Origin of the sequence: Mesorhizobium sp. B2-4-12 (genome assembly GCF_006441575.1) — a bacterium.
Classification (GTDB): domain Bacteria; phylum Pseudomonadota; class Alphaproteobacteria; order Rhizobiales; family Rhizobiaceae; genus Mesorhizobium.
This window is the reverse complement of the sequence record NZ_VFVC01000005.1, coordinates 15,903-41,076: the sequence shown is the minus strand read 5'-3', so window position 1 is coordinate 41,076 and position 25,174 is coordinate 15,903. Positions and strand designations below refer to the sequence as shown.

The 25,174-nt window shown below is 62.0% G+C and carries 28 protein-coding genes and 1 pseudogene; 15 read left to right on the top strand and 14 right to left on the bottom strand.

Annotation, left to right across the window (positions count from 1 at the left end; all coding sequences use genetic code 11):
• Positions 1-47: 47 nt before the first annotated feature.
• Complete coding sequence (gene ade, locus FJ934_RS04730) at positions 48-1,865, top strand: adenine deaminase (RefSeq protein ID WP_140607503.1); 1,818 nt, start codon at positions 48-50, stop codon at positions 1,863-1,865.
• 23 nt (positions 1,866-1,888) lie between these two features.
• Here the strand turns inward: ade and FJ934_RS04725 are convergent, their stop codons facing one another.
• Together FJ934_RS04725 and FJ934_RS04720 are read right to left on the bottom strand one after the other, a co-directional pair.
• Positions 1,889-3,043 carry an alpha/beta hydrolase gene (locus tag FJ934_RS04725; protein WP_140607502.1) on the bottom strand — a complete coding sequence of 385 codons (1,155 nt, stop codon included), beginning with the start codon at positions 3,041-3,043 and terminating at the stop codon, positions 1,889-1,891.
• 142 nt (positions 3,044-3,185) lie between these two features.
• The gene (locus FJ934_RS04720; protein ID WP_181165517.1) at positions 3,186-4,310 is read right to left on the bottom strand and encodes an alpha/beta hydrolase; all 1,125 of its coding nucleotides are present in this window, start codon (positions 4,308-4,310) and stop codon (positions 3,186-3,188) included.
• A gap of 345 nt (positions 4,311-4,655) precedes the next feature.
• Between FJ934_RS04720 and ilvA the strand changes: the two genes are divergently transcribed.
• Together ilvA and FJ934_RS04710 are read left to right on the top strand one after the other, a co-directional pair.
• Entirely contained in the window at positions 4,656-5,912 is a 1,257-nt protein-coding gene (ilvA, locus tag FJ934_RS04715; RefSeq protein WP_140607500.1) for a threonine ammonia-lyase IlvA, read from the top strand.
• The gene (locus FJ934_RS04710) at positions 5,909-6,466 is read left to right on the top strand and encodes a DUF1697 domain-containing protein (RefSeq protein WP_140607499.1); all 558 of its coding nucleotides are present in this window, start codon (positions 5,909-5,911) and stop codon (positions 6,464-6,466) included. The genes ilvA and FJ934_RS04710 overlap by 4 nt, the downstream gene beginning before the upstream one ends.
• A 12-nt stretch (positions 6,467-6,478) precedes the next feature.
• Here the strand turns inward: FJ934_RS04710 and FJ934_RS04705 are convergent, their stop codons facing one another.
• On the bottom strand, positions 6,479-6,772 hold the full coding sequence (locus FJ934_RS04705; RefSeq protein WP_140607498.1) for a DUF2218 domain-containing protein: 294 nt from the start codon (positions 6,770-6,772) through the stop codon (positions 6,479-6,481).
• Positions 6,773-6,911: 139 nt separating this feature from the next.
• On the bottom strand, positions 6,912-7,352 hold the full coding sequence (locus FJ934_RS04700; protein WP_140607497.1) for a VOC family protein: 441 nt from the start codon (positions 7,350-7,352) through the stop codon (positions 6,912-6,914).
• A 217-nt stretch (positions 7,353-7,569) separates the two neighbouring features.
• On the opposite strand from FJ934_RS04700, the gene FJ934_RS04695 reads away from it, so the two are divergent.
• From FJ934_RS04695 to FJ934_RS04685, 3 genes are read left to right on the top strand one after another with little or no spacing between them, the layout of a single operon-like run.
• Entirely contained in the window at positions 7,570-8,166 is a 597-nt protein-coding gene (locus tag FJ934_RS04695) for a cold-shock protein (protein WP_140607632.1), read from the top strand.
• A 29-nt stretch (positions 8,167-8,195) separates the two neighbouring features.
• Positions 8,196-8,759 carry a DUF192 domain-containing protein gene (locus FJ934_RS04690; protein ID WP_140607496.1) on the top strand — a complete coding sequence of 188 codons (564 nt, stop codon included), beginning with the start codon at positions 8,196-8,198 and terminating at the stop codon, positions 8,757-8,759.
• 20 nt (positions 8,760-8,779) lie between these two features.
• Entirely contained in the window at positions 8,780-9,547 is a 768-nt protein-coding gene (locus tag FJ934_RS04685) for an alpha/beta hydrolase (protein ID WP_181165516.1), read from the top strand.
• Positions 9,548-9,569: 22 nt separating this feature from the next.
• Here the strand turns inward: FJ934_RS04685 and speB are convergent, their stop codons facing one another.
• Positions 9,570-10,535, bottom strand: coding sequence for an agmatinase (speB, locus tag FJ934_RS04680; RefSeq protein ID WP_140607494.1), 966 nt, complete (start codon positions 10,533-10,535; stop codon positions 9,570-9,572).
• A gap of 137 nt (positions 10,536-10,672) precedes the next feature.
• On the bottom strand, positions 10,673-11,278 hold the full coding sequence (locus tag FJ934_RS04675) for a hypothetical protein (protein WP_140607493.1): 606 nt from the start codon (positions 11,276-11,278) through the stop codon (positions 10,673-10,675).
• Positions 11,279-11,411: 133 nt separating this feature from the next.
• Between FJ934_RS04675 and cysE the strand changes: the two genes are divergently transcribed.
• Together cysE and FJ934_RS04665 are read left to right on the top strand one after the other, a co-directional pair.
• Entirely contained in the window at positions 11,412-12,260 is an 849-nt protein-coding gene (gene cysE, locus FJ934_RS04670) for a serine O-acetyltransferase (RefSeq protein ID WP_140607492.1), read from the top strand.
• A gap of 153 nt (positions 12,261-12,413) precedes the next feature.
• The gene (locus tag FJ934_RS04665; protein WP_140607491.1) at positions 12,414-12,617 is read left to right on the top strand and encodes a DUF3126 family protein; all 204 of its coding nucleotides are present in this window, start codon (positions 12,414-12,416) and stop codon (positions 12,615-12,617) included.
• A 52-nt stretch (positions 12,618-12,669) separates the two neighbouring features.
• Here FJ934_RS04665 and FJ934_RS04660 read toward each other — a convergent pair whose 3' ends face one another.
• Positions 12,670-13,401, bottom strand: coding sequence for a hypothetical protein (locus tag FJ934_RS04660; RefSeq protein WP_140607490.1), 732 nt, complete (start codon positions 13,399-13,401; stop codon positions 12,670-12,672).
• A 122-nt stretch (positions 13,402-13,523) separates the two neighbouring features.
• Between FJ934_RS04660 and FJ934_RS04655 the strand changes: the two genes are divergently transcribed.
• Entirely contained in the window at positions 13,524-13,865 is a 342-nt protein-coding gene (locus tag FJ934_RS04655; RefSeq protein WP_140607489.1) for a hypothetical protein, read from the top strand.
• A 19-nt stretch (positions 13,866-13,884) separates the two neighbouring features.
• Positions 13,885-14,412: a gamma carbonic anhydrase family protein gene (locus tag FJ934_RS04650; RefSeq protein ID WP_140607488.1), complete on the top strand. Its 528-nt coding sequence runs from the start codon at positions 13,885-13,887 to the stop codon at positions 14,410-14,412.
• Between the two features lie 3 nt (positions 14,413-14,415).
• On the opposite strand, the gene FJ934_RS04645 is transcribed toward FJ934_RS04650, so the two are convergent.
• The 5 genes and pseudogenes from FJ934_RS04645 to FJ934_RS04625 all read right to left on the bottom strand — a co-directional run bounded on the left by FJ934_RS04645 (position 14,416) and on the right by FJ934_RS04625 (position 18,410).
• Positions 14,416-14,982: an ankyrin repeat domain-containing protein gene (locus FJ934_RS04645; RefSeq protein WP_181165528.1), complete on the bottom strand. Its 567-nt coding sequence runs from the start codon at positions 14,980-14,982 to the stop codon at positions 14,416-14,418.
• Positions 14,983-15,067: 85 nt separating this feature from the next.
• Positions 15,068-15,781: pseudogene (locus FJ934_RS04640) on the bottom strand (NYN domain-containing protein).
• 353 nt (positions 15,782-16,134) lie between these two features.
• Positions 16,135-16,743, bottom strand: coding sequence for a transglutaminase-like cysteine peptidase (locus FJ934_RS04635; protein WP_140607486.1), 609 nt, complete (start codon positions 16,741-16,743; stop codon positions 16,135-16,137).
• A gap of 297 nt (positions 16,744-17,040) precedes the next feature.
• Entirely contained in the window at positions 17,041-17,658 is a 618-nt protein-coding gene (locus tag FJ934_RS04630; RefSeq protein WP_091578409.1) for a PilZ domain-containing protein, read from the bottom strand.
• A gap of 119 nt (positions 17,659-17,777) precedes the next feature.
• Positions 17,778-18,410, bottom strand: a complete 633-nt coding sequence (locus FJ934_RS04625; protein WP_140607485.1) for a PAS domain-containing protein — start codon at positions 18,408-18,410, stop codon at positions 17,778-17,780.
• Positions 18,411-18,798: 388 nt separating this feature from the next.
• On the opposite strand from FJ934_RS04625, the gene FJ934_RS04620 reads away from it, so the two are divergent.
• From FJ934_RS04620 to FJ934_RS04600, 5 genes are all read left to right on the top strand, one after another.
• Complete coding sequence (locus FJ934_RS04620) at positions 18,799-19,554, top strand: rhomboid family intramembrane serine protease (RefSeq protein ID WP_140607484.1); 756 nt, start codon at positions 18,799-18,801, stop codon at positions 19,552-19,554.
• An 87-nt stretch (positions 19,555-19,641) separates the two neighbouring features.
• Positions 19,642-20,073, top strand: a complete 432-nt coding sequence (locus tag FJ934_RS04615; protein WP_140607483.1) for a CBS domain-containing protein — start codon at positions 19,642-19,644, stop codon at positions 20,071-20,073.
• A gap of 263 nt (positions 20,074-20,336) precedes the next feature.
• The gene (gene gatB / locus FJ934_RS04610) at positions 20,337-21,836 is read left to right on the top strand and encodes an Asp-tRNA(Asn)/Glu-tRNA(Gln) amidotransferase subunit GatB (RefSeq protein WP_140607482.1); all 1,500 of its coding nucleotides are present in this window, start codon (positions 20,337-20,339) and stop codon (positions 21,834-21,836) included.
• 5 nt (positions 21,837-21,841) lie between these two features.
• Positions 21,842-22,342 carry a GNAT family N-acetyltransferase gene (locus FJ934_RS04605; RefSeq protein ID WP_140607481.1) on the top strand — a complete coding sequence of 167 codons (501 nt, stop codon included), beginning with the start codon at positions 21,842-21,844 and terminating at the stop codon, positions 22,340-22,342.
• A gap of 144 nt (positions 22,343-22,486) precedes the next feature.
• A complete protein-coding gene (locus tag FJ934_RS04600; RefSeq protein WP_140607480.1) occupies positions 22,487-23,185 on the top strand; it encodes an AIM24 family protein in 699 nt (232 codons plus the stop codon).
• Between the two features lie 135 nt (positions 23,186-23,320).
• Here the strand turns inward: FJ934_RS04600 and panC are convergent, their stop codons facing one another.
• Both panC and panB read right to left on the bottom strand, forming a co-directional pair.
• The gene (panC, locus tag FJ934_RS04595) at positions 23,321-24,178 is read right to left on the bottom strand and encodes a pantoate--beta-alanine ligase (protein WP_140607479.1); all 858 of its coding nucleotides are present in this window, start codon (positions 24,176-24,178) and stop codon (positions 23,321-23,323) included.
• Positions 24,175-25,017, bottom strand: a complete 843-nt coding sequence (gene panB, locus FJ934_RS04590) for a 3-methyl-2-oxobutanoate hydroxymethyltransferase (RefSeq protein WP_140607478.1) — start codon at positions 25,015-25,017, stop codon at positions 24,175-24,177. Before panB ends, panC begins: the two co-directional genes overlap by 4 nt.
• Between the last annotated feature and the right edge of the window lie 157 nt (positions 25,018-25,174).

Below are 25,174 nucleotides of genomic sequence, written 5' to 3'. Positions count from 1 at the left end.
CCGCGCTCCGAGATTTGCCAGACTGGCCGCAGCAAAGGAACCTCCCCATGACGCATGCCAAACCCGCCAGCCCCACAAAGCCCAAGCCTTGGACCGAGATGGCGAGGCATCTGGTCGATGTCGCCATGGGCAGGAAACCCGCCGACCTCGTCGTCCGCAACGGGCGCTGGGTGAACGTGCATTCCGGCGAGATCATCGCCGGCACCGATGTCGCCATTGCCGGCGGCCGTTTCGCCTATTGCGGGCCGAACGCCAGCCATGCCATCGGCCAGGGCACCAAGGTGGTCGATGCCGGCGGGCGCTATCTGGTGCCTGGCCTGTGCGACGCGCACATGCATGTCGAGAGCGGCATGGTGACGGTGACCGAATTTTGCCGCGCCGTCATCCCGCACGGCACCACGTCGATGTTCATCGATCCGCATGAGATCGCCAATGTGCTGGGCCTGCCTGGCGTGCGGCTGATGCATGACGAGGCGGTGGCCATGCCCATCAACGTGCATGTGCAGATGCCGTCCTGCGTGCCCTCCGCACCCGGGCTCGAACATGCCGGCGCCGAGTTGACGGTCGCCGATGTGACGGAGGCGATGACCTGGGAAAACATCATCGGGCTCGGCGAAGTGATGAATTTTCCCGGCGTCGCCGCCAACGATCCGGTCATGTCGGGTGAGATCGCCGCGACGGTTCATGCGGGCAAGACGGTTGGCGGCCACTATGCCTCGCGCGATCTTGGCCTGCCCTTCCACGGCTATGTCGCCGGCGGACCCGAGGACGATCATGAAGGCACGCGCGCCGAGGACGCCATCGCCCGCGTGCGCCAGGGCATGAAGGCGATGCTGCGGTTAGGCTCGGCCTGGTATGACGTTGCCTCCCAAATCAAGGCGGTGACGGAAGGCGGCATCGATCCGCGTAACTTCATCCTGTGCACCGACGACAGCCATTCCGGCACGCTTGTCCACGAAGGGCACATGGACCGGGTGGTGCGCCATGCGATCCAACAGGGGCTGAAGCCGATGACGGCGATCCAGATGGCGACGATCAACACCGCCCAGCATTTCAGGCTGGAGCGCGAGATCGGTTCGATCGCGCCGGGCCGGTTGGGCGATCTGCTGATTGTGTCCGATCTCGCCGCAATGACCATCGACGAGGTCTATGCGCGCGGCGTGAGACTGGCCAAGGGCGGCAAGCTCGATATCGACATTCCGGCCTATGATTACCCGAAGACCGCGAAGAACACCGTCAAGCTCGGCAAGAAGCTGAAGGCAACCGATTTCGACATCGTGGCCCCCAAGGGCGCCAACGAAGTGCGGGTGCGGGTGATCGGCGTTATCGAGAACCAGGCACCGACGCGCGCGCTGGAGGCCGACCTTGCCGTCGAGGACGGGCTGGTCGCCATGGATCGCCGCAACGACATCTGCCAGATCGCGCTGGTCGAGCGTCACCGGGGTACCGGCGGCGTCACCAACGCCTTTGTTTCCGGCTTCGGCTATATGGCCGATTGCGCCATGGCCTCCAGCGTGGCGCATGACGCCCACCACATCATCTGCGTCGGCACCAACAAGCAGGACATGGCGCTGGCGGTCAACCGACTGGGCGAAGTCGGCGGCGGCGTCGTGCTGTTCTCCAAGGGCAAGGAGCTGGCGCTGGTCGAAATGCCGATCGCCGGGCTGATGTCTGACGAGCGCGCCGAGATCGTCGCCGCCAAGGCGGAGAAACTGACCGAGGCGATGCGCAAGATGGGCTGTTCGCTGAACAACGCCTACATGCAGCACTCGCTGCTGGCGCTGGTGGTCATTCCGGAGCTCAGGATTTCCGACGTTGGGCTGATCGACGTGACGAGCTTCCAGAAGGTCGATCTGTTCGTCTGAGGTCAGCCGCCGGCGCTTCGCTCTCAGCCGCCGGTGGCGATGGTCAGCACCTTGAACGGCGTCGTGATGACGACCTCGGCGACCGAGCCGACAGCTTTGCCAAGGCCTTGGCCGAGATCGTCGAGTTGAGCCTCGTCTGAAGCCAGGCCGGCCGGCGCCCGCAGGCGGTCGCCAAGCAATTGCACCAGGAAGGGGTTGTCGGCGAATTTGGCGTGGTTCAGTTGGTCGCCGCCCTTGGTTTTGGTCAGATCGACGACCGCCACACCATAGTTGGCAAGATCCGCCGCATTGCCGTAGTCGCCGACGCGCGGCTTGTCGCCAGAAATGAACGACGAGAGCTTCAGTGCCCGATCGTCGCCCGAAAGCAGGATGGCGAAAGGCTTGGTCGGTTTGCCGTAGCGGATCATCTGCTTCTTGAACACATCGACATCGATGTCCGGCGAGGCCAGGATCACATAGCCGAGCTTGCCGCCAAGATCGCGGTCGCCTGTGATGGCGAGCTGGCGCAGCGCTTCCATGGTCAACCAGGTTCCCATCGAGTGGGCGATGATGTCGATGCTCTTGACGCGGGTCTTGGCCAGCATCCGCAGCGTCGCCTCGAGGTCGTCGCGCGCGGCATTGGCGCTGTCCTTGTCGTAGAGATAGCCGGTCGTCTTGGCGCTTGAGGCCCATGAGAACAGCACCGGTGTGCCGGGATATTTCGTATCGTGGGCGATCTGCGTCAGGCGGTAGATGCCGTCGTCGAAACCATTGTTGAAGCCGTGCACGAAGACCAGCGCGCGGTCGCCGCGCATGGCGATGTCGGTCCCAAGCGCCTTGGCGAATTGCGGTGCATCCTTGTAGTAGATCACGTCCTTCGCGGTGAAGTCCTTGGCCGGATTGCTGTTTGCGGACCCCTTGGCGCGCTCGATGGCGCCGACCTTGTGGCTCTTAGGAACTGTGACATCGACCCGGGCGTAGCTGGTGGTGAGCGAGCGATCACCATCGAACACCTGCCGCGGCTCCTTGGTCGCCTTCTGCCGGGTCGTGGCGACGAAGATCTCATGCGTGGCCGCGATGTCGGATGCGGGCACCGCGACAGTCGTCCTGTTGAGCAGGTCATGCGTGTTCTGGCCGGCACAGCCGGCAACGGTGAGCGCAAACGCGGCGGCGACGACATTCTTGAAGCGAAAGCTCACGCGCCGGCTCCCGTAGGGGACGTCAAACGCCTGACGTCGCTCCTATCCCGATAAAGCCAGAGACCGGCGCGGTCCAGTTCAAAGTGGGCCGATATGTCTCAACGATGGTGAAGCGGATACGGCGAAACCCGCGGCGCCGCATCTATTGGCCGAGCAGGCTGATGCGGTCGGTCACGTCTCGATCGCTGGCAAAGCCGTCATCCTCGCGCAGCCGCTGGCCGATCATCTTCACCAAAGCGGGATTGTCGGCGAATTTCGTATGATTGAAACTGTCGCTGCCCTTGACCTTGGAGAGATCGACGACCGTAACACCGTAGGAGGCAAGATCGGCGGCATCCTTGTAGTCGCCGACGCGCGGCCGCGCACCGGCGATCAGGCCGGAGAGCCGGAGCGCACGATCATCGTCCGACAACAGCAGGATGAACGGCTTGTTGGGCTTGCCATAGCGTCGCATCTGACTCTTGAACACATCGACGTCGATGTCTGGCGAGGCGAGCACCACGTCGCCGAGCTTGCCGCCGAGATCGCGGTCGCCGGTGATGGCGAGCTGGCGCAGCGTCTCCATCGTCACCCAGGTTCCCATCGAGTGGGCGACGATGTCGATGCGCCGCGCGCCGGTCTGTGCCAGCATCCGCAACGTCACTTCAAGCTGGTCGCGCGCGGCACTGGCGCTTTCCTTGTCATAGACATAGTCCGTCGTCTTGGCGCCAGAGGCCCAGGAGAACAGCACCGGCGTGCCGGGATAACCGGAATCGTGAACGATCTGGGTCAAGCGGTAGACGGCGTCGTCAAAGCCGGTGTTGTAGCCGTGGACGAAGACCATGACGCGGTCGCCGCGCGCCGCGATATCGGTGCTCAGCGCGCTGGCGAATTTCGGCTGCGTGTCGTAGCCGACGACCTCGGAAGCCATGAAATACTTCGTCGGGTCGTTCGATTTGCCGCGTGAGCGCCGCTCGATCTGGCCGGTTGTGTGGGTGCCCGGAACGGTGACATTGACGCGCGCGTAGTTCAGCGTCGCCGAGCGTTCACCGTCGAAAACCTTGTTGGGGTCGTCGGAAGGCTTGCGCGTCGTGGCAATGAAGATCGAGTGGTTGCCGGCGATTTCCGTCACCGGCACGGACATGACCGCGCTGCCGAGCAGTTCCTCGGTTTTGCGGCCGCCGCCACAGCCTGCCACCAGCAAGGCAAGTGCAAGAATGCAAATAGTCTTCAAATGCACGTCAAAATTCCACTCGAGCCCAAAAGGGCCTTCCACTCTCCGCGACATCTCCCCAGCAGGCGAAGTGCGGCGGAAGTAAGTCGTCTCCCGCCGAAATGTCGTTGGCGTCCGGCAGCGGCCATCGCACTGTTGCGCGAAAGCCAAAATGTCGGCGAGAGCGGCCACAACAGGAGAAGGTCAGCGCTCTGGGTCTGCGCCGGAGATGCCGCACAATGCCCGTGAAGGTGCGGACACCTCGATCCGGCCGGCATGAACAAACGCTTCCAAGCGCCTGCAAGCATGGCGGGAATGCCCGTTGCAGGCGTAAGCCCAACCTGGCAATGGTCTTGCGGGGCCGGATGTGCGATAGCCTTCCGTCTAACGCGCCTGCGGGCGGACCGGGATGATCTTGCCATGACCAGTTTTGCCTCGCGCGTCGCCATCGCTGCCTCCGCGATCCGCCAGATCTTTCCGGAGACGCCGCTGCAGGAAAACGACTATCTGTCAAAGAAAACCGGCGCCCGGATTTTGTTGAAGCGCGAGGACCTGAGCCCGGTGCGCTCCTACAAGATCCGCGGCGCCTTCAACTTCTTCCGCAAGGCGCTTGCCGCCGGCAATCAGGCCGAAATGTTCGTCTGCGCGTCCGCCGGCAACCATGCACAGGGTTTCGCGTTCGTCTGCCGACATTTCGGCAGAAAGGGCGTGGTCTTCATGCCGGTGACGACGCCGCAGCAGAAGATCGACAAGACCCGGCTTTTCGGCGGCGATTTCGTGGAAATCAGGCTGGTCGGCGACTTTTTCGACGACTGCTATCGCGCCGCCTTCGAATTCACCGAAAGCTCCGGTGCGCACATGGTGCCGCCTTTCGACCACAAGGACATCATCGAGGGGCAGGCCACGGTCGCCTATGAAATCGCCGACCAGATGCCAGGCGCACGCATGCCCGACATCGTCATGCTGCCGGTCGGCGGTGGCGGGCTCGCCGCCGGCGTCACCCACTATTTCGCCGATCAGGGCCGGGAAGCCCGTTTCGTCTTCTGCGAGCCGGCTGGGGCGCCGAGCCTGCATGACAGTCTTGCGGCGGGAAAACGGCTGAAGCTCGCCAAGGTCGACAACTTCGTCGATGGCGCGGCGGTGGCCGAAATTGGCCGCGAACCCTTGCGGTACCTCAAGGAATTCGCCGCCGGTACGGTGCGGCTAATCCCGGAAAACCGGCTCTGCGCGACCATGATCGAGATGCTCAACGTCGAAGGCGTCGTGCTCGAGCCAGCGGGTGCTTTGGCCATCGATGCGTTGAAGGATTTTGCCAGGAAGGAGATCCGGGGCAAGACCATCGTCGCCGTGGTATCGGGCGGCAATTTCGATTTCGAGCGGCTGCCTGACGTCAAGGAACGGGCGCTGCGCTTCGAAGGCCTGAAGAAATACTTCATCATCCGCTTCCCGCAGCGGCCGGGCGCCTTGCGCGACTTCCTTGAGATGCTGGGTCCCGACGATGACATCGCGCGCTTTGAATATCTGAAGAAGTCGGCGCGCAATTTCGGTTCGGTGCTGATCGGCATCGAAACCAAGGACCGCCGCAATTTCGACCTGCTGAAGGCGAACTTCGAGGCCGAAGGTGTTCAGTATCAGGACATCACGGACAACGAGACATTGGCGGGGTTCATCATATGAGCGGGAAGGTCTTCATCGCCCTTTTTTCGGGCATCAATGTCGGCGGCAATCGCATCGTCAAGATGGCGGAACTGCGTTCGTTCTTCGAGGATCTCGGCTTTTCCGACGTCGCCACCTATGTGCAGAGCGGCAATGCCGTGTTCCGGGCTGACAAGGACGATGCCGCCACGCTGACGAAACAGATCGAAGCAGCCTTCGAGAAGAAATGGGGTTTTCATTCGCGCATCATGGTGCGCGACGCGGATTGGTTCGAGCGGCTGGTCGCGCAAAATCCCTATCCGGAAGTTGCCGGCGAGCCAACCAAGCTCCACGCCTATGCGCTGGAGCGCGAACCGACTGAAGAGGAAGCGGCCCGGCTTTTGGAGAAATGCACAGGGCCGGAAAAATTCGAGATCAAGGGCGACGTGCTTTACCTGCATGCCCCCGATGGACTTGGAAAGTCTGTGTTCGCCGGCCTGATCGGGCGCACGCTGAAAGTACCAGGCACCGCGCGCAATTGGCGTTCGGTGCAGGCATTGTTGGAGATGGCCGGTAAAGCCGGCAGCGGCGGCTGACTTCGGATATTTTTACGCTGCCGGAGCCTGCTTCCAGTCGAACACCAGCTCTTCGCGGAAAGCGAAGCGCTTGATGTGATCGGCGACGACGCTTTCCAGGCGCTCGAGCGATCCCGCTTCGTCGGTCGACACGATGATGTGCAGCGCGCTCGCATCGGCATCCATCACTGTGCGGCCAAGCGACAGTTCGATCGTGCCATGATGCGGATCGAACTCGACCGGGAATTTGTGCGCCCAGTGCTTGCACAATTGCTGCAGGTAGCGGCTGGCATGTTCGGTGGCGACGTCGGCACGGCTGGACGGCATGACCGGATTCTCCTCGGGCGGGCGCCCGGTTGCATGACAATGCGCCGGCGCCGGGGCCGGCGCGACTTCAGGCAGATAGGCGCCGGCTCGCCGAAAGGCAAAGGCCGGCGATATCCGCGCCCGGCAAGGGGCTATAGCCTTACCAGCTTCCGGTGTTCGCCATCGACGCCCAGGGTTCGGCCTTGGCCTTGGCAGGGCCTTTCTGCAAAAGCTCGATGGAGATGCCGTCCGGAGACCTGATGAAGGCCATGTTGCCGTCGCGCGGCGGCCGGTTGATGGTGACGCCCTTGTCCATCAGGTTCTGGCAGGTCGCATAGATATCGTCGACCTCATAGGCGAGGTGGCCGAAATTACGCCCGCCCTTGTAGTCTTCGGGATCCCAATTGTAGGTGAGTTCGACCAGCGGCGCCTTCTCGTTGATGCCGCTTTGCTCGTCCTCCGGCGCGGCGAGGAAGATCAACGTGAAGCGACCTTGCTCGTTTTCGTAGCGGCGGACTTCCTTCAGGCCGAGCTTGTTGCAGTAGAAATCGAGCGAGGCATCGACATCGGCGATGCGGACCATGGTGTGCAGATAGCGCATGTGTTTTCCTCGATTTGTTGGATTGCGGCGCAACATAGGGTCGGCCCGGTCAAAGGGCAATCGCCCGGCGGCCGGCAATGCCGGCAAAGAACAAATCCGGTATTCCCGCAATGAACCGTGAAAAAAGGCACGGCAGGTCTTGCACACACCGGAAGCCGCAGTGTTAATCTGGTATCAAGAATCAGTTGCAGTGTTCTTGAACAAAGGGGGCATTCTTATGGGGGAAAAGGCCTCTTTGACGGGGCGGGCCGGAACCCTTGGCGACGCTGTGAAGCGCGACGAAGGCGGCGAGGCCGCCGACCTGACCGAAATTGCCGGCGCCATCAAATGGTTCGATGTGGCCAAGGGCTACGGGTTCATCCTTCCGGATGATGGTGTTTCGGGCGATATCCTCCTCCATGTGACATGTCTTCGACGGGACGGTTTCCAGACAGCTCTGGAAGGCGCGCGCGTGGTCTGTCTCGTCAAACAAGGCGAGCGCGGACTGCAGGCCTTCCGTGTGCTTTCCATGGACATCACCACTGCCGTCCACCCCGCCGAAATGCAGGAACAGCGCACCCATGTTTCGGTGACGCCGGAGAGTGGGCTCGAACGCGCGCTGGTCAAGTGGTTCAACCGCACAAAGGGCTTCGGCTTCCTGACGCGCGGCGAGGGAACCGAGGACATTTTCGTCCATATGGAGACCTTGCGCCGCTACGGCATCACCGAGCTTCGGCCGGGGCAGGTGGTGCTTGTGCGTTTCGGACGTGGTGACAAAGGCCTTATGGCCGCCGAAATTCACCCCGATATGGGCACCTTGCCGGTTTCGCACTAGGGCGACCCCGGCCGAGGATTTCGCATGACATGACTCACATGAACAGGCTGACGGCGGGCGTGATGTGCGCCGTTGCCGCCGTCATCATCGCCGCGGGCGCCTTCTTCTATTTCCAGGCACCCAGCGCGGCCAATGGCCGAGCGATGATCCTTCCCGTCGATCCGGCGCCGCTGATCGCGGTGACGAAAAATGGGGAACGCTCCTTCTCTATCGAAGTCGCCGATACCGATGCCGAGCGGGAAGCCGGCCTGATGTTTCGCGAGGACATGGCCGCCAATCATGGCATGCTGTTCGTCTTCGACGAGACACGCGACGTCAATTTCTGGATGAAGAACACGCCGATGCCCCTTGACCTGATCTTTGTCGGCCAGGACGGCAGGATCCGTGCGATCAAGCAGGGCGAGCCGCAATCCGAGGCGATCGTGTCGCCGGGTGAGCCGGTCCGCTTCGTGCTCGAGCTCAAGGCCGGCACCGCAGCCCGCGACGGCATCAGGGATGGCGATCTGCTGCGTCATCCCGTGATCGGCACCGCACCGGGGCCCCGCATGCCGCCGGCGAACAAGGGCGATTCTCCGAACGTCGATTCCGATTGAACGCGAGGGGATCGCTTCCCATGCAGTTTTTCTCCCATGATGGATTCGATCTCGCCTTCCTCGACCGCGAGCCGGCATCGGGCGAAGGCGATCCGGTGCTCATGATCCACGGCTTCGCCTCGAGCCACTACGTCAACTGGGTGTCGCCGGGCTGGTTCAAGACGCTCAACGACGCCAGCTATCGCGCCATCGGCTTCGACAATCGCGGCCATGGCTCGTCATCCAAGAGCTATGACGAGGCCGATTATACACCAGCGAAAATGGCTTCGGATGCCGCCGCCCTGCTTGACCATCTCGGTATCGAACGGGCCCATGTCATGGGCTATTCGATGGGCGCGCGGGTCGCGGCGTTCATGGCACTGTCCGATCCCGACAAGGTGGCGACGCTGGTCTTTGGCGGCTTGGGCATCGGTATGATCGACGGGGTTGGCGATTGGGATCCGATCGCGGAGGCCCTTCTTGCCGACGATCCGGCCGCAACCACCCATCCGCGCGGCCGCTCGTTCCGCGCCTTCGCTGACCAGACCCGCAGCGATCGCCGGGCGCTTGCCGCCTGCATCGCCACGTCACGCGAATTGCTGAGCGGGCAGGATATTGCCCGCATCGCCCAGCCGACGCTGATCGCGGTCGGCACCACCGACGACATTGGCGGCTCGCCCGACGAGCTTGCCGCCCTGATGCCGAACGCCAGGGCTTTTCACATCGAGGGCCGCGACCACATGCTGGCGGTTGGCGACAAGACCTTCAAGCAGCGCGTGCTGGAGTTCTACGCCGAACATCCGCTTTGATCCTGCGCAGGCATGCTTGGGGTCAGTCCGGCGCTCTCGCTTCTTGAACCGATTTCGCCAGCACACACAACAGTTCGAACATCATCGTTGCACCCGCCAACGCCGTCATACCGCCAAGATCGAAGGGTGGCGCCACCTCAACGACATCGGCGCCGACGATGTTCAATCCGTCGAGCAGGCGCACCATTTCCTGCGCCTCGCGGGTGGTGAAGCCGCCGAGCTCGGGCGTGCCGGTGCCCGGTGCCATCGACGGATCGATGCAATCGATGTCGAAGGTCACATAGGTCGGTCCGCTTCCGGCGATGGCGTGCGCTTCTTCCATGACGCTGGCCGCGCCGCGCCGGACGAACTCTTCCATGTAGATGATGCGGATGCCCTGGGCGACCGCCCAATCATGCTCGCCGGGTTCATAGATCGAGCCGCGAATGCCGATCTGCACGACCCGTTTGGGATCGAGCAGGCCCTCTTCGATCGCGCGTCGGAACGGCGTGCCATGCGTGTAGGGGTTGTCGCCGAAATAGCGGTCATTGGTGTCGGAATGCGCGTCGAAATGGATCATGCCGACCGGCCGGTTCCTGGCAACGGCACGCAACACCGGCAGCGTCGTCAGATGATCGCCGCCTGCCGCCAGCGGAATGGCGCCCGCCGCCACGATTGCCGCGATGCCCTCCTCGATGCGCTTCAACCCATCCAGCAGGTTGATCGGATTGACCGAGAGATCGCCGACATCGGCGACATTGGCGATGCTGAACGGCTCGATGCCGGAGACATGGTGGGCGCGCCGCATCAGGCTCGATTGGTTGCGGATCTCGCGCGGGCCATGCCGCGCGCCGGCGCGGTTGGTCGTGCCGCCGTCCCACGGTATGCCGACCAGCGCGATGTCGAGCCCCTCGGCGGTTGTCACCGCTGGCAGCCGCATGAAGGTCGAGAGCCCAGCAAAGCGGGGAACGGCCGAGGCATCGACCGGCTGGAAGAAATTGCTGCTCATGATGTCGGCACCTCAGAAGAATTCATGTTGGACGATACCCTCGGAAGGCGTTTTTCGCAGCCCGCTTCGATACTGTGCCCCCGCAGCAAGGTCGATACAGGGCCACATGCAAGCGCTATGATATCTTCCGACAAAAATCATGTGGAGCTTTCCAGGGCCTCCAGCGACCGCGCCATGTTCAGCCTGGCTTGAGGCTCGAAACGCCGGCGAAATTCTTCGGTGTGGAAAATGTGCGGGCGGGCAAGGAAAGCCTTCAGCACGGCGGCACGTCCGGCGCGCCACATCGGCTCCTCCACCCAGTCATATTCGCGGCGGACCGCGCGTTCATAAGCGTCGAACGCGGCCGGCGCGGCACCCAGGATCGAGAGGTCCACGTCGAGGAAAAGACCGGCGTCGCGCATTGCCGCTGCATCTTCGAAGCGGGGCAAATGATGCGTGGCTGTGGCGAGGATCATCGCGCTGATGCGGGCCAGGCGCCCGGCATCGCCGCGGCCCGCGAGCCTTGTCTCGGCAAGGACGGCACTTTGCGCCTCATTGTCCTTGGCCTTGCTGTCGTAGATGGCGTCGTGGAACCAGATCGCCGCTTCGACGGCTTCCGGGTCGCCTAGCAGCCCCCGGTAGTCGCCGGCCAGCGCAAGCATCGCCTCGATATGGGTAAGATTGTGGTAGTGGCGATCCCCGGCCCGGTAGAGCGCTGAAAGCTCGGTTTTCAGGGCTTCGTCGATCAGGGGTTCGTTTTCCATCGCGGCTTGAATTCCTGCCAACCAAATCCATTTGACAAAGCACTAAGGAAAATTGAGTTCAACCGTGCTATGATCTGGCTTATATGTGCGGCCGCACAACAGGCAAGCCCGCAGGACGCAGGACAAGACGTCGATGAACAGCATCAGCATTTCCCGCCACGGCGCATTGCAGCCGGTCGATCCGATCTGGCGCTCCATCCGTGACGAAGCCATGGAAGCGGTCAACCGCGATCCGTTGCTGGCCGCGTTCCTCTATTCGACGATCCTCAACCAGGAGAGTCTGGAGGAAGCGGTCATTCATAGGATCGCGGAGCGGCTTGCCCATCAGGATATCGGTTCCGATCTCATCCGCCAGACCTTCAAGTCGATGCTGGCCGATGACAAGGACTGGCCGACGACGGTGCGCGTCGACATCCAGGCCTATTATGACCGCGACCCGGCCTGCGACCGGTTCATCATGCCGGTGCTCTATTTCAAAGGCTTTCACGCCATCCAGACCCATCGGCTGGCGCACTGGCTGTGGAACCAGGGCCGCAAGGATTTCGCTCTCTACCTTCAAAGCCGCTCATCGTCGGTCTTCCAGACCGATATCAACCCGGCGGCGCGCATCGGCAAGGGCATCTTCATCGATCACGCCACCGGTCTTGTCGTCGGCGAGACCGCGGTCATCGAGGACGACGTGTCGATCCTGCACGGCGTGACGCTGGGCGGTACCGGCAAGGCCGGCGGCGACCGTCATCCCAAGATTCGCCGTGGCGTGCTGATCGGCGCCGGAGCCAAGATTCTCGGCAATATCGAAGTCGGCCATTGCTCCAAGATCGCCGCCGGATCGGTGGTGCTGTCGCCCGTGCCGCACAACAAGACGGTCGCCGGCGTGCCGGCCCGCGTCGTCGGCGAAACCGGCTGCGATCAGCCTTCGCGCCAGATGGACCAGCTCCTGCCGTCGCAGTCGATGGACCAGGTCGTCAGCTTCGACATCTGATTTTTCACGCCGGCGCGTCCTCCGCCCGTGACCGCGTTTTGCCCGGCGGCGCTGCCGCTTCCGGTGCAATACGGCCGGCTTGCCTTTACATCGCCATTGTCGACGTGCCAGAAGCGCCGTTCAAACCAGCAAGCCGATGATCGGAGAAGACTGTTGAAGCCGGACGAAATCAGAAAGCTGGACGCCTATTTCAAGCGCGTCTTCCAGAACCCCAAGCTTATGGTCAAGGCACGGCCCCGCAAGGAAGATTCGGCCGAAGTGTATGTCGGTGAGGAGTTCCTCGGCATTGTCTTCAAGGACGAGGACGACGGCGACTACAATTTCTCGATGGCGATCCTCGACATCGATCTGGGCTGAGCCCGCAATCCGAGGGCGGGCCACGCCGAGCGCGGCCTGCCCCACCGGTCCGTCAATGTCCGGTTTTCAGGATACGTCCTGCCTCGGCCGTGATCGCAGCGTCGAGCGCCTGCCAGTCGCCAAGGAATTCCCTGGGAAAACGGTAGGTGAGGCTGAGATCGTCGCCGACATGGATGTCCCGCTCGCAGGGCGCCAGCGATTCGCCGGCACTCGGTCCGCTCAGGCAGCGGGCCACGAAGGGGTCCTTGCCCCCGCGCTTGCCGAACACCAGCACCTCGTTCAGATAGCCTGATTTTTCATTGAAGCCGTAGACCGTCGTGGCGCCAGGGCCCGGAATGCCGGGCTGGACGATCAGCGCACTGTAGATCGGCGCGAACCGGCCGCTCATGTCGCGCGACATCATCCGCAGTTCGAAGGACAGAAAAATGATGTTCCTGTTGGTTCCGGAATGGTTGAAATCGTCGCGGGCCGCCTCGCTGTAGCCGTCCATCTGGGGATAGCGCAGATAAAGATCGAGACGTGAGGCAATACCGTCGCGGCGGGCCTGCTCGAAACGGATGAAATTGGCCGGCACGGAAATCACATTGTTGCCGATCACCACCTCGCGCACTGTTGTGTCGTCGGTGTATCCGGCCATGGCGATGGAACGGCCGAACCATTTGCCGCCAAGACTGATCGCCATCGACAGCAGCGCCAACGCCGCGAAGGCGTAGAACACCCGCTTCATCAGCATGGAATCGACCACGGTGAGTTCAGGGCCGTCGGCGATCGCTGCCTGCTTCATCTCGGTCCTCGGATCCAGCTTGCTTGCGCCCTTGGGTGTCCCTTGGCGGCACACATCGCTCGGCATGGCTCTTGCAGCCTTGTGGAGCGACTGTGCAGTTTCATGGTAAATGGACGGTAAAGATGGGCCAGATCGAACTCACTCTGTTTGCTTTTGTCGTCGGGCTGACGGCGTGCGGGCTGGCTGGCTCGGCGATGGAACTGGTGTCTGGCCGCAAGGTCGCCTTCGCCGAACCTTACGTCTCGCCTTCGCATGTGGTGCGCTCGCTAGCGGCGACCGCTTGTGCGGGGCCGTTCATGCTGGTCAACGATGCCCTCGATGCCCGGCGCGAGAACCGCATTTCGACAATGGCGCTCTTGTCATGCGGCTGTACGGCGATCACATGGTCCCTGGTGCTGGGCATCGTCGTGCTTGCCATTGCCTCATGGACGATCCGTCTCCTAGGGTCCGGCATTCCAGCCTGAGACGATTCGGAGGCCGACAATGCCGCTTTATGCGATCAATGGAACAGAACCCAGCTTCGCCGACGCAGAATCGAACTGGGTCGCGCCCGACGCGACGCTGATCGGCGACGTCAGGGTCGGCCGCAATGCCGGCTTCTGGTTCGGCGCCATCATTCGTGGCGACAACGAGCCGATCGTCATCGGCGCCGACACCAATGTGCAGGAACACACGGTCATGCATACCGACCCCGGCTTTCCGCTCACGATCGGGCAGGGCTGCACGATTGGCCACCGGGCCATGCTGCATGGTTGCACGATCGGTGACAACAGCCTGATCGGCATGGGCGCCATCGTGCTGAACGGCGCCAGGATCGGAAGGAATTCGCTGGTCGGCGCCGGTGCCTTGGTCACCGAAGGCAAAGAATTTCCGGACAATTCGCTGATCGTCGGCTCGCCGGCCAAGGCGATCCGTGTGCTGGACGACGCGGCCGTCGAAAGGCTGCGCGGCTCGGCCGCGCATTACGTCGCCAATGGCAGGCGCTTCAAGGCGGGGCTGAAAAAGCTTTGAGGCCTATCGACTGGTGTCGTCGGAGCCACGCCTGGTCATCGCCTCGCGCAGCAGCGTGGCGCCAGCATCGAAGCCCGCATGCTCCGCTCCTTCCAGGGCTGTTGCATGGTCATCGACGCGCGTTTTGAGCGAGGGGTCGGCGCCGGCCGACAGAAGCAGGCGGATCGCATCGGCGTCGCGGACCGCCACCGCATAGTGAAGCGGCGTCCAGTCGTTCACGCCCCGCATGTCGAGATCCGCGCCAGCATCAATCAAGATCCGCATGATTTCCAATTTGTCAGCGCGCTCCGTGGAGAGCACCGCAATGATCGACGGAAATCCGCCGTGATGGCTGTAGTTCGGATTTGAACCCGCGCTCAGCAGGGTGGAAATGAAGGCGAGGGGACTCCAATAGATCGCGTATTCCAGAGGATGCCCGAGGCCGAGCTCGAACGGCATCTGTTCGTCAAACCAGCGTCGTGAGCCGCCCAGAAGTGCGCCCAAAGTCCCGAAATCTCCGACCTTGAAGGCGTCGTCGATGGCCCTGAACAGCCGATGGTGTTCGCACCGATCTTCCGGGATTTCCAACATAACCATGATCCGAAACGGGATGGACAGCCGATAGTGCATTGGTTGACTGTCCCTGGGAAGCCGGACAGGAACAGAACTCCGGCACCTATCCGAATTTGTTTTTCGCCTTTTTCGGGGCAGCAGGTTGGAGGCGTATTCGCATAGCCCCGCCTTTAGGTTTTTCGATTTCGAATGCAGCGGTTTCTCTCACCAGATCGCTTAGCTTGCTGAAGCCATAGGTGCGGGGGTCGAAATCGGAAAAGAGATTTGAGAGTTGCTTACCGAAGGTGCCGAGAAGCACCCACCCATCCTCGCTATCCATCTGGCCGATGGCTTTCTTCAACATTGGGGTTGCTGCGCTTGGCGACTGAAGTGGCCTTTTTGCCGGCGCCGCGTCTTGAACGTTCGCCACGCCAGGGAGAAGGTTTTCGGTGTAAACGAAACGTCGACATGCCTGCCGGAAACTCTCCGGGGTTTTCTGTTCTCCAAAGCCGAACACATCGACGCCTTGTTCGCGGATACGAGCGGCAAGTCTCGTGAAGTCGCTGTCGGACGAAACCAGGCAGAAGCCATCAAGGCGACCGCTGTGGAGTAGGTCCATGGCATCGATCACCAGAGTAATATCAGACGCATTCTTTCCCGTCGTATAGGCGAACTGCTGTTGGGGGATGATCGCGTGCGAGAAATCGCCTTAGATGCGGCGGACACTGGCCTCGCCGATCCTCGCGATCTCTTCGAACAAGCCATCCGCAATCTTGGCGGAAGCATTGTCTGCATCGATGAGAACCGCAAGGCGTGGAGATCTGGCTTCTGTCGGCATGCGGCGCTTTCTTTGACTGGCGTCTCCAGAGTTGCTCTGGCCGAGCCTTCCGGCAAAACATAGCGGCCGCCGATGCGACCGTCGAGTGACCGGAATAGTGGGAGGAAGACGGTTGTCAGTCAGATCTTTCAGCTAACAAAGTCTAAACCGTTGGAAACTTGCCATAGTAAGGTCCTGTCCAGAAATGGCGGAGCCGGCCCGGGGACGGGGCCGGCTCCTTTGACCCGGTCGTTGGGGACGGGGAGGGTGGGGACTCGACCGGGTTTCTCCTTAAGCGCGTCGCGTCAAGGCGACGCGCTTGATCTCGGTTCATGCATGCCGCTGTCACAAAGCCGCGGCCTGCATCTGCATCCCTAGCGGACGCTGGCGACCGCGTCGGAGCGGCCGTCGTTGATCGTCACCCAAACGCCGGAATTCTCCGTCGATTGACGCTTGAGATAGGTGTAGTCGGTGTCCGTCCAGGACAGCACCTTGGTTTCCAGATTGTCGAGAATGAACTCACCAAGGCTGGTGCGCACGGTCAGCACGGCGTGGCCGTCGCCATTGGGTTGGCGCGCGACAGTCATCAGCAGGTCGCCGGCGGCCACGCCAACATCCATGAGTTCGCGGCGCTTTTCCAGCGCGTAGTCCTCGCAATCGCCATAGCCATTGTCCGGATAGGCCCAGTACTCCTCGACACCATAGTTTTCCATGTCGGTGCGCGGCTTGATGCGGGTGTTGACTGAATTGTTGATATTGACGATCGTCGCCCAGAGCTTGCGGGTCAGCTCGACCGGCGCGCCCTTTGGCGTCTTTTCGTTGCATTCGCCAGGGATGCGCTGGCAGAATTCATAATGGCCAACGGGCTGAGTGGTGCGGCCGGCGGTGTGCATAAAGGCCGGTCCCGCGGCATATGCTGATCCCCAAGCGGAAAGCTGCATCGCCATTGCCATCAGCAACAGCTTGCCCCTCGTTTTTTTCATTTCTAGTCTCCCCGTTCGAAGGAGACATTGCCACAGGCGGATTTATTTGACGCAAAGGTGCGAAGTAGATATTAAGTAAAACGTCCATATAATAAACCTAAAATTTGAATCATTTGAGTATTGATTTGTTTGGATCGCGTCCAGCCCGTTAGGTATGGGGTCTTGCATCAGGCACCACAGATGACGCTCAGGCTGTCAGAGCGGTTCTGGCGCTTCCGAGAAATTTCAATGGCGGTTGCCACAACAAAAAACCGGCCCCGAAGGGCCGGTTTGATTGAGGCGTGCTGCCCGATCCGGTCAGGCGCGCGGCGTGTTGAACTCGGAATCAAGCGTTTCGGGGCGCTGGATGACGGCGAACTCGATGGCGACGCCATCCTCGAAATGACGAACGATCTGGCCGCGCATGGTGCCCAGCATGACCTGGACGCCGATCGCCGGCTTGACGTCGATCTCGATCGCGGCGCCGGACAGCGACAGGTCGATGATCCGGCACTGGTACTGGCGGCCGTCGGTGAGCTGCAGCACGCTGGTCGGGTTGCGCGGCGCCACGCGCTCGTGGCGGCGGTCTTCCGGCAAGTCAAGCTCGTGCTTGTTGGCAAGCCAGGTCAATTGCGCGGCAAGCTTGTCCTTCTTGCGGTCGGACGCAATCACGGTCATCGCGAAGCCGTCCTGCAACGTACGCGTGACGACGCCCTCGATGCGGCCGATATGGTCGATATAGGCGATGACCTTTTCGCCAGGCATGCCGACGCGGTCAGTGCGCAACGCAACGTTGCCGGGCGACATGTCGACGACTTGGCAAGGATGCTCGGTGCGGTCTTCCAGCATGAATCGCCCGTATATCTTGACCCGGACGCGCTGAAAGTTACGCCTTTCAGCTTGGGACGGCGCATAGTCGACCGCCGCTGACCTCATGACTGCCTACACCCCGTTTGGCATTCCCGCGCGTGGATGCGAGGAACTTCAGCAGAGAACTACAACAAAACGGGTTAACAAAGGGGAAAAACGGGCTGGCGGGACCGTACGATTGTCAACTATTCCTCGCGCCCGCCATCGAAGACGACGAGATGGCGGATGCGGCGCGCGCGGCCGAGTGCCGAGATCGTTTCGGGCGCCTCGATGTCGTCGGGAACGAGCGAGGGAACGCTGATCGCCGGACGGTTGTTCAGGAGCTCCTTCTCCGGGTCGATGACGCGGATAGAATCGATCAGTGCGTCCGTGATCGGATCGGCACCCAGCCAGAATGGCTTCTCCGCGGCGCTGACCACGCCGAGGCAGCGCGGGTTTTCGACGCCGCCGTCAAGCGGCAAGGCAAGCAATTCGAACTTGTTGGAACGGCCGTTGCGGCTGAACCCCTCGAACATCATCAGCACGACGGATTTCTGGTCGAAAACTCCTTGAATCAGCCGCGAGACCAGCCGCTGATCCTTCTCGCGCCACAGTGACGGGAAGGAGAACCCCTTGAGTTCGCGGCCATAGCAGGCGCAGAGCCTGGTGCCGGCGAGGCGGAATACGGCTTGCCCGCGGGTGTCCCTTTCCAGGATGAACGTATCGGCCAACAGCGACTTGATATCGGCCGGCTCGACTTCCGATCGCTTCGGAGCAGGGCGCCCGTCACGCAGTCGGTTCCAATAATGGAACAGCGTGATCGATCCGTTTTGGTTCATGGTATGCTGCTCCGCGCATTCTGTCGTCTGATGTCCCATCGGTGAACAGAAGGGCGCCCTCCGATGACCTACATGCGTTGCGGAGCAGGAAGCGTGCCAGCGTCGTTAACACTTGTTCACGGGTCGGGGCCGTTAAGGTTAACAAGTAGTTTACGTTGCGCCTAGGCGAGCCCTGTGGCACACCAAAACCACTCCAAAAGCGGTCGTTTCGCGACGATCGGCAGCACTTCAGTCAAGAGTTTCGGGGTAACAGGGGACTCGACCAGCCGTTCAAGGGAAACCTTGGACGGCTTCTTTTGATTCGCACCGGGACGATTCGCCGTTTGCGGTTCCATTGGCGGTGATCTAGATGCTCGCCAGATCGAACCAGCACCGAGTGCGATTGCAGATGAGCGAACCGGTAAATCCTTCCGAGACCGAACAGGTCGAGAGCGTGCCTCCGCCGGCGCGCGAGCCGGTATTCAACCTGCCGCCGATCGTGCTGGCGGTGATCGGCATTTGCGCGGTCGTCTATCTGCTGCAGCAGTACGTACTCAGCGATGCACAGCAAATGACGCTGCTGTACGACGGGGCCTTCATCCCTGTCCTTTACACCGGGCAGTACGGCTTCGACTGGTTCCTGTTTACCCGCCCCTTCACCTATGCCTTCATGCATGGCGGCTTTGCCCATATCGCCATCAACATGGTCTGGCTTGCCGCCTTTGGCTCGCCACTGGCCAATCGCCTTGGCGGGCTCTGGTTCGCCCTGTTCTTCGCTGCTACCGGGCTGGCTTCCGTGGCGCTGTTCTGGGCCATGCACCCTTATGGCGAGGCGCCGCTGGTGGGTGCATCTGGCGCCATATCGGGCATGATGGGTGCGGCCGCGCGTTTCGGTTTCCGCACCGACCGTTCGGCCGGCAAGGCGGCCTTCGCCGGTCCCGTGCTGCCGATCGCGAGTGTTTTGCGCTCGCGCGGCGTCGTGATCTTCCTCGCCATGTGGATGATCATCAATCTTGCCACCGGCCTGCTTGGCTTTGCCCCCGGTGTAGAGGGCCAGATCGCCTGGGAGGCCCATATTGGCGGTTTTGTCACCGGCTTCTTCGGCCTGCGCTGGTTCGACCGGCGATGGCAGGCGCCAAAGTGGGAAGCCCCCGATCACACTTGAAATGCAACCGATCACGGCGCACGATGTTCACTCTCAAGTGAAAGCCGGCCAGGGCAGGAACCGGTTGGCAAAGTAGAGGAGGACGCCATGACGGTTAAGGCCATTCTGGAGCAAAAAGGCCATGACGTGTTGACGCTCGGGCCAAACGAAAAACTCAGTGAAGCCATCCGCATCCTCACAGAACACAAGATCGGCGCACTGGTTATCACCAATGGCGATCGAAAGATCGTCGGCATCCTCTCCGAGCGCGACATCGTGCGGGTGATCGCCAAGGAAGGAGCCGCCGCACTCGACATTGCAGTGCGCTCGGCAATGACGCCGAAGGTGAAGATCTGTAATGAGAACCACACCGTCAACGAGGTGATGGAGATCATGACCAGGGGGCGCTTCCGCCATCTGCCCGTGGAGAAGGATGGCCTGCTGGATGGCATCATATCCATCGGCGACGTGGTCAAGCGTCGCATCGAGGATGTCGAGCGCGAGGCCGAGGAAATACGCGCCTACATCGCCACCGCCTGAGGCGATGAAAGAAAACCGCCGGTCGGAGGGCGGCCGGCGGAACCGATGGTCTACCGGTTGTCGAGTTCGGAGCGGACGAGCTCCAGACCCCCTTGTGATGCTGTAGGGACCGCCGTGCGAGGTGGTGGAGGATGCGCTGTCCCCACAAGCGCCGAGGGTTTGCGCTTGTCTCTTTTGGCGGTTTGCACTAGCGAAGCGGGTACGATTTGTACCTGCTGAATGTGCAGCGCATTCGGCATTCATCCGAAATTTGACGGCAGGCTATGAGCATCATCGATACCCGCACACCCGACGCAAAACGCCTGATATCAGGCGCCACCGGCGACTGGGAGATCATCATCGGCCTCGAGGTGCACGCGCAGGTCATTTCGGAGGCAAAACTTTTCTCTGGCGCTTCGACCGCTTTCGGTGCGGCACCCAATGCCAATGTCAGCCTGGTCGATGCGGCAATGCCGGGCATGCTGCCCGTGATCAACGAGGAATGCGTCAAGCAGGCGATCCGCACCGGCCTCGGCCTGAAGGCGCAGATCAATCACAAGTCGGTCTTCGACCGGAAGAACTATTTTTACCCTGACCTGCCGCAGGGCTATCAGATCTCGCAGTTCAAGCAGCCGATCGTCGGCGAGGGCACCGTGATCGTGTCGGTCGGTCCCGACCGCCAGGGCGAATTCGAAGACATCGAGGTCGGCATCGAGCGGCTGCATCTGGAACAGGATGCCGGCAAGTCGCTGCACGACCAGCACCCGACCATGTCCTATGTCGATCTCAATCGCTCCGGCGTCGCCCTGATGGAGATCGTGTCGAAGCCCGACATGCGCTCTGGCGACGAAGCCAAGGCCTATGTGACCAAGCTGCGCACCATCATGCGCTATCTCGGCACCTGCGACGGCAACATGGACGAAGGCTCGCTGCGAGCCGACGTCAATGTCTCGGTACGCCGCCCAGGGGGGGCCTTCGGCACGCGCTGCGAGATCAAGAACATGAACTCGATCCGCTTCATCGGCCAAGCCATCGACTATGAGGCGCGCCGCCAGATCGCCATCCTGGAGGACGGCGGCAAGATCGAACAGGAGACACGGCTGTTCGACGCCGTCAAAGGCGAGACCCGCTCGATGCGCTCCAAGGAAGAGGCGCACGACTATCGCTATTTCCCCGATCCCGATCTTCTGCCGCTGGAGTTCGACCAGGCCTATGTCGATGCGCTGGCCAGGGAATTGCCGGAACTGCCCGACGACAAGAAGGCGCGGTTGGTCTCCTCGCTCGGCCTGTCGACCTATGATGCCTCGATCCTGGTGTCGGAAAAATCGATCGCCGACTATTTCGAGAAGGTGGCTGCCGGCCGCGACGGCAAGCTAGCCGCCAACTGGGTTATCAACGATCTGCTCGGACAATTGAACAAGGCCGGCAAGGACATTGAAAGCGCTCCGGTTTCACCAGATCAGCTTGGTGCCGTCATCGACCTGATCAAGGATGGCACGATTTCCGGCAAGATCGCCAAGGACCTGTTCGAGATCGTCTGGAATGAGGGCGGCGATCCGCGCGAGCTGGTCGAAAGCCGTGGCATGAAGCAGGTCACCGACACCGGCGCCATCGAGAAGGCGGTCGACGAGGTGATCGCGGCCAATCCGGACAAGGTCGAACAGGCGCGCGCCAAGCCGACCATGGCCGGCTGGTTCGTCGGTCAGGTGATGAAGGCAACCGGCGGCAAGGCCAACCCGCAGGCGGTCAACGACCTCGTCAAGGCCAAGCTCGGCATAGAGTAGCCGCCATGTTCGTGCGCACCGCCGGAGAGCGCGACCTCGGTGCCATCCGCGCGCTGCTGGTCCAAACCTGGCATGCGACTTACGATGCGATCTACGGTGCCGGGCGGATCAATGAGGTTATCGATATCTGGTATTCGCCGGCGAAACTGAAAGCGAGCCTGGAACGGCCCAATGCCGAGTTCCTGGTCGCCGACGATAGCAAACGCATCGGCGGCGTCGCCCATGCCGAAAGCGCTGAGGGCGGCGCCGTGGTCGATCTGCACCAGCTTCTTGTCGCACCCGATCTGCAAGGCCGAGGCATCGGCGGCACGTTGCTCGACGAGGTGATCGAGAGCTTTCCGGAAGCCCGCGCCATACGTCTTCAGGTCGCGGAACAGAACAGGCGCGCCGTCGCCTTCTATCTGGGGAACGGTTTCGTCCAGATCGGCCGGACCGACAACCACGGGTCGGGACAGTCCGGCATTGCCGAGCTTATCCTTGAGCGGTCGCTGAGCGCTGAGCGCTGATTCTCCCGGGGACTGCATCACGTTGTTGCGAGCAGCTCCCTCGACCGCAGCTTTCATTTGACGGTCGTCCTCGGCAAATGCTGCTGTGGCTGACGCGCCTGTGACGGCCTGTCGTCGACCGGCGGCATGGCGCTGGGGGGAATCATGCCAAGCTTGCCGGAACTGATGCCGACACAGGTGTCGGACGAAACCTTTGGCGGCGTCACCTATCACATAGCGGGCGAACTTGTGCCCGTGCTTTCGGTCGATGTGACGCGCATGCCTGTCTATTTCGAGCACCACATCCTGTTGTGGAAGAACTCCAGCATCACCATCGGCCTGAAATCGCTGAAGGGCGCATTGAAGCGCATGATGGCCGGCATGCAGATTTTCGTCACCGAAGCGTCGGGGCCGGGCATCATCGCCTTCAGCCGCGACGGGCCAGGTCACATCGTGCCGATCCATCTCAGGCGCGGCGAGGAAATCCAGGTGCGCGAACATCAGTTTCTCGCCGCCACCGGCAATATCGACTACACATTCGAGCGTGTACGAGGCCTGGCGACGATGCTGTTCGGCCAGAGCGGCTTCTTCATCGACCGGTTTCGCGGCGACGCCGGCGACGGCATCGTCTGGCTGCACGGTTACGGCAATGTCTTCGGAAAGACGCTTGCACCGGGCGAGACCATCGACATCGAGCCGGGCGGCTGGCTGTTCAAGGATGCCTCGGTCAGGATGGAAACCAAGATCGACCGCCTGTCGAGCGGCTTCTTCGGCGCCAATATGAACTTCATCGTCAATCGCTTCACCGGCCCGGGTCGCGTCGGCATCCAGTCGATGTACCTGCACATGCCGACCGAGGAATAGATCCAGTGAGCAGGGTAGGGGAAGGGTAAAAGCCGAGGTCAGCGTGAGCGCAGCGGCAGCGACAGTTCGCGTATAGGCAATTCGGGTTTCATTTTTGCGCATGCCGATTCGCGAACCGGATCGAGAGGCTGAAGCTCACACTCGGGCGGCGGGAACTGCCACATTGTCGATCAGCCTGGTTTTTCCCAGCCAGGCGGCGGCGAGAACGCGGCCCGCGCGGTCGTGCCGCCATGGCGCGAGTGTCAGGCTTTCGCGGGCCTCGACATAGTCGACCTTCCGGAAACCGGTGGCGATCAGGGCGCGGATGGCTTCGGCGATCGCGTCTTCCTGGCCGGCACCTGTCGCCAGCGCCGCTGCGGCCTTGCGTAGGATCACGTTGAGCTCCCGGGCGATCTGGAGTTCGTCCTCGCCGAGATAGGCGTTACGTGACGACATGGCGAGGCCATGCGTATCGCGTATGGTCGGCGCGCCGATGATCTCGACAGGCAGGTCAAGGTCGCGGCAGAGCTGCCTGACGACGCAGAGCTGCTGGTAATCCTTTTCGCCAAAGACCGCATAGTCGGGCGTTGCCTGCAGGAAGAGTTTGGCCACCACGGTGGCGACGCCCTCGAAAAACGTGGGGCGAAAGTTTGATTCGAGCCCGGCGGATGGGCCGCCGACCGAGATTCTGGTGGCAAAGCCGGCGGGATACATCGCGTCAACCGCCGGTGTGAAGGCAAGATCGGCCTTGACCATTGCCAGCATGTCCAGGTCGCGGGCGAGCTGGCGCGGGTATTTGTCGAGATCCTCGCTCGGCGCGAACTGCGCCGGGTTGACGAAGATCGACACCACGCAACGCTCGGCTTTTTCCCTTGCGATCCGGATCAGGGAGAGATGTCCGTCATGCAACGCGCCCATGGTTGGCACCATGGCGACGCGCAGGCCATCGCGTCGCCAGTCGCGGACCCGCGCGCGAAGCGCGGCGATGCTGTCGACGACGTCAGGCCGGTTCATGCCTCATCTCCGCCGTTCGTGCTTGAAAAAATGTGGGAGGGGCCGGGGAATGTCCGGCTTCGCACCTCCGATGCGTAGCGCTCGGCGGCTTGCGCGATCACGCTGCGCAGGTCGGCGTATTCCTTGACGAATTTCGGCACGCGGTCGACCGTCAGCCCGACCATGTCGTCGATCACCAGGATCTGGCCGTCGCAGTTGCTGCTGGCGCCGATGCCGATGGTCGGTATGGCGATGCGGCGTGTGATATCGGCGGCGACAGCCTCGATCGTGCCTTCGATGACCACGGAGAACGCTCCAGCCTTTTCGACCGCGAGCGCGTCGGCGGTCAGCGCCGCGACATTCTCATCCGTGCGGCCCTTGATCTTGTAGCCGCCATCCTTTTCCACGGATTGCGGCAGCAGGCCGATATGACCCATCACGGGAATGCCGGCGGCCACGATCGCCGCGATCTGCCCGGCCATGCCGACGCCACCTTCGAGTTTCACTGCCTGGCAGCCGGTATCGCCAACGATGCGCCGCGCCGAGACGACTGCCTGCGCCGGCGAGTCCTCATAGGTCCCGGCCGGCATGTCGACAACCACGCAAGCCCTGGCAGAGCCCCGCATCACGGCTTGACCGTGCGCGATCATCATCTCGAGCGAGGCGCCTAGTGTCGTCTCATGGCCATGCAGAACCATGGCGACGCTGTCACCGACCAGAAGCAGGTCGACATGAGGGTCGAGCAGGCGAGCGACGGGATAGGTGTAGGCTGTTAGGCAGACCAACGGCGTGCCGCCCTTGCGGCGACGAATCAGCTCGGCGCCGATGCGAACGTCGGTGGTCGGCAATTGCGTGGCCAATCGTCACCTCCTTCGGCCCGTTGCCGGATGGATACCCGCATCGGCGCTGAGCTTTAGAAAGAGCGGAAAGGCTTGGCAAGCGTGCATCCTGCCGCTTGCAGGGATCACAGGCTCGTATCCGGCCTCTGGCGCGCCATTTGCGCACTCCCGGCGGCAA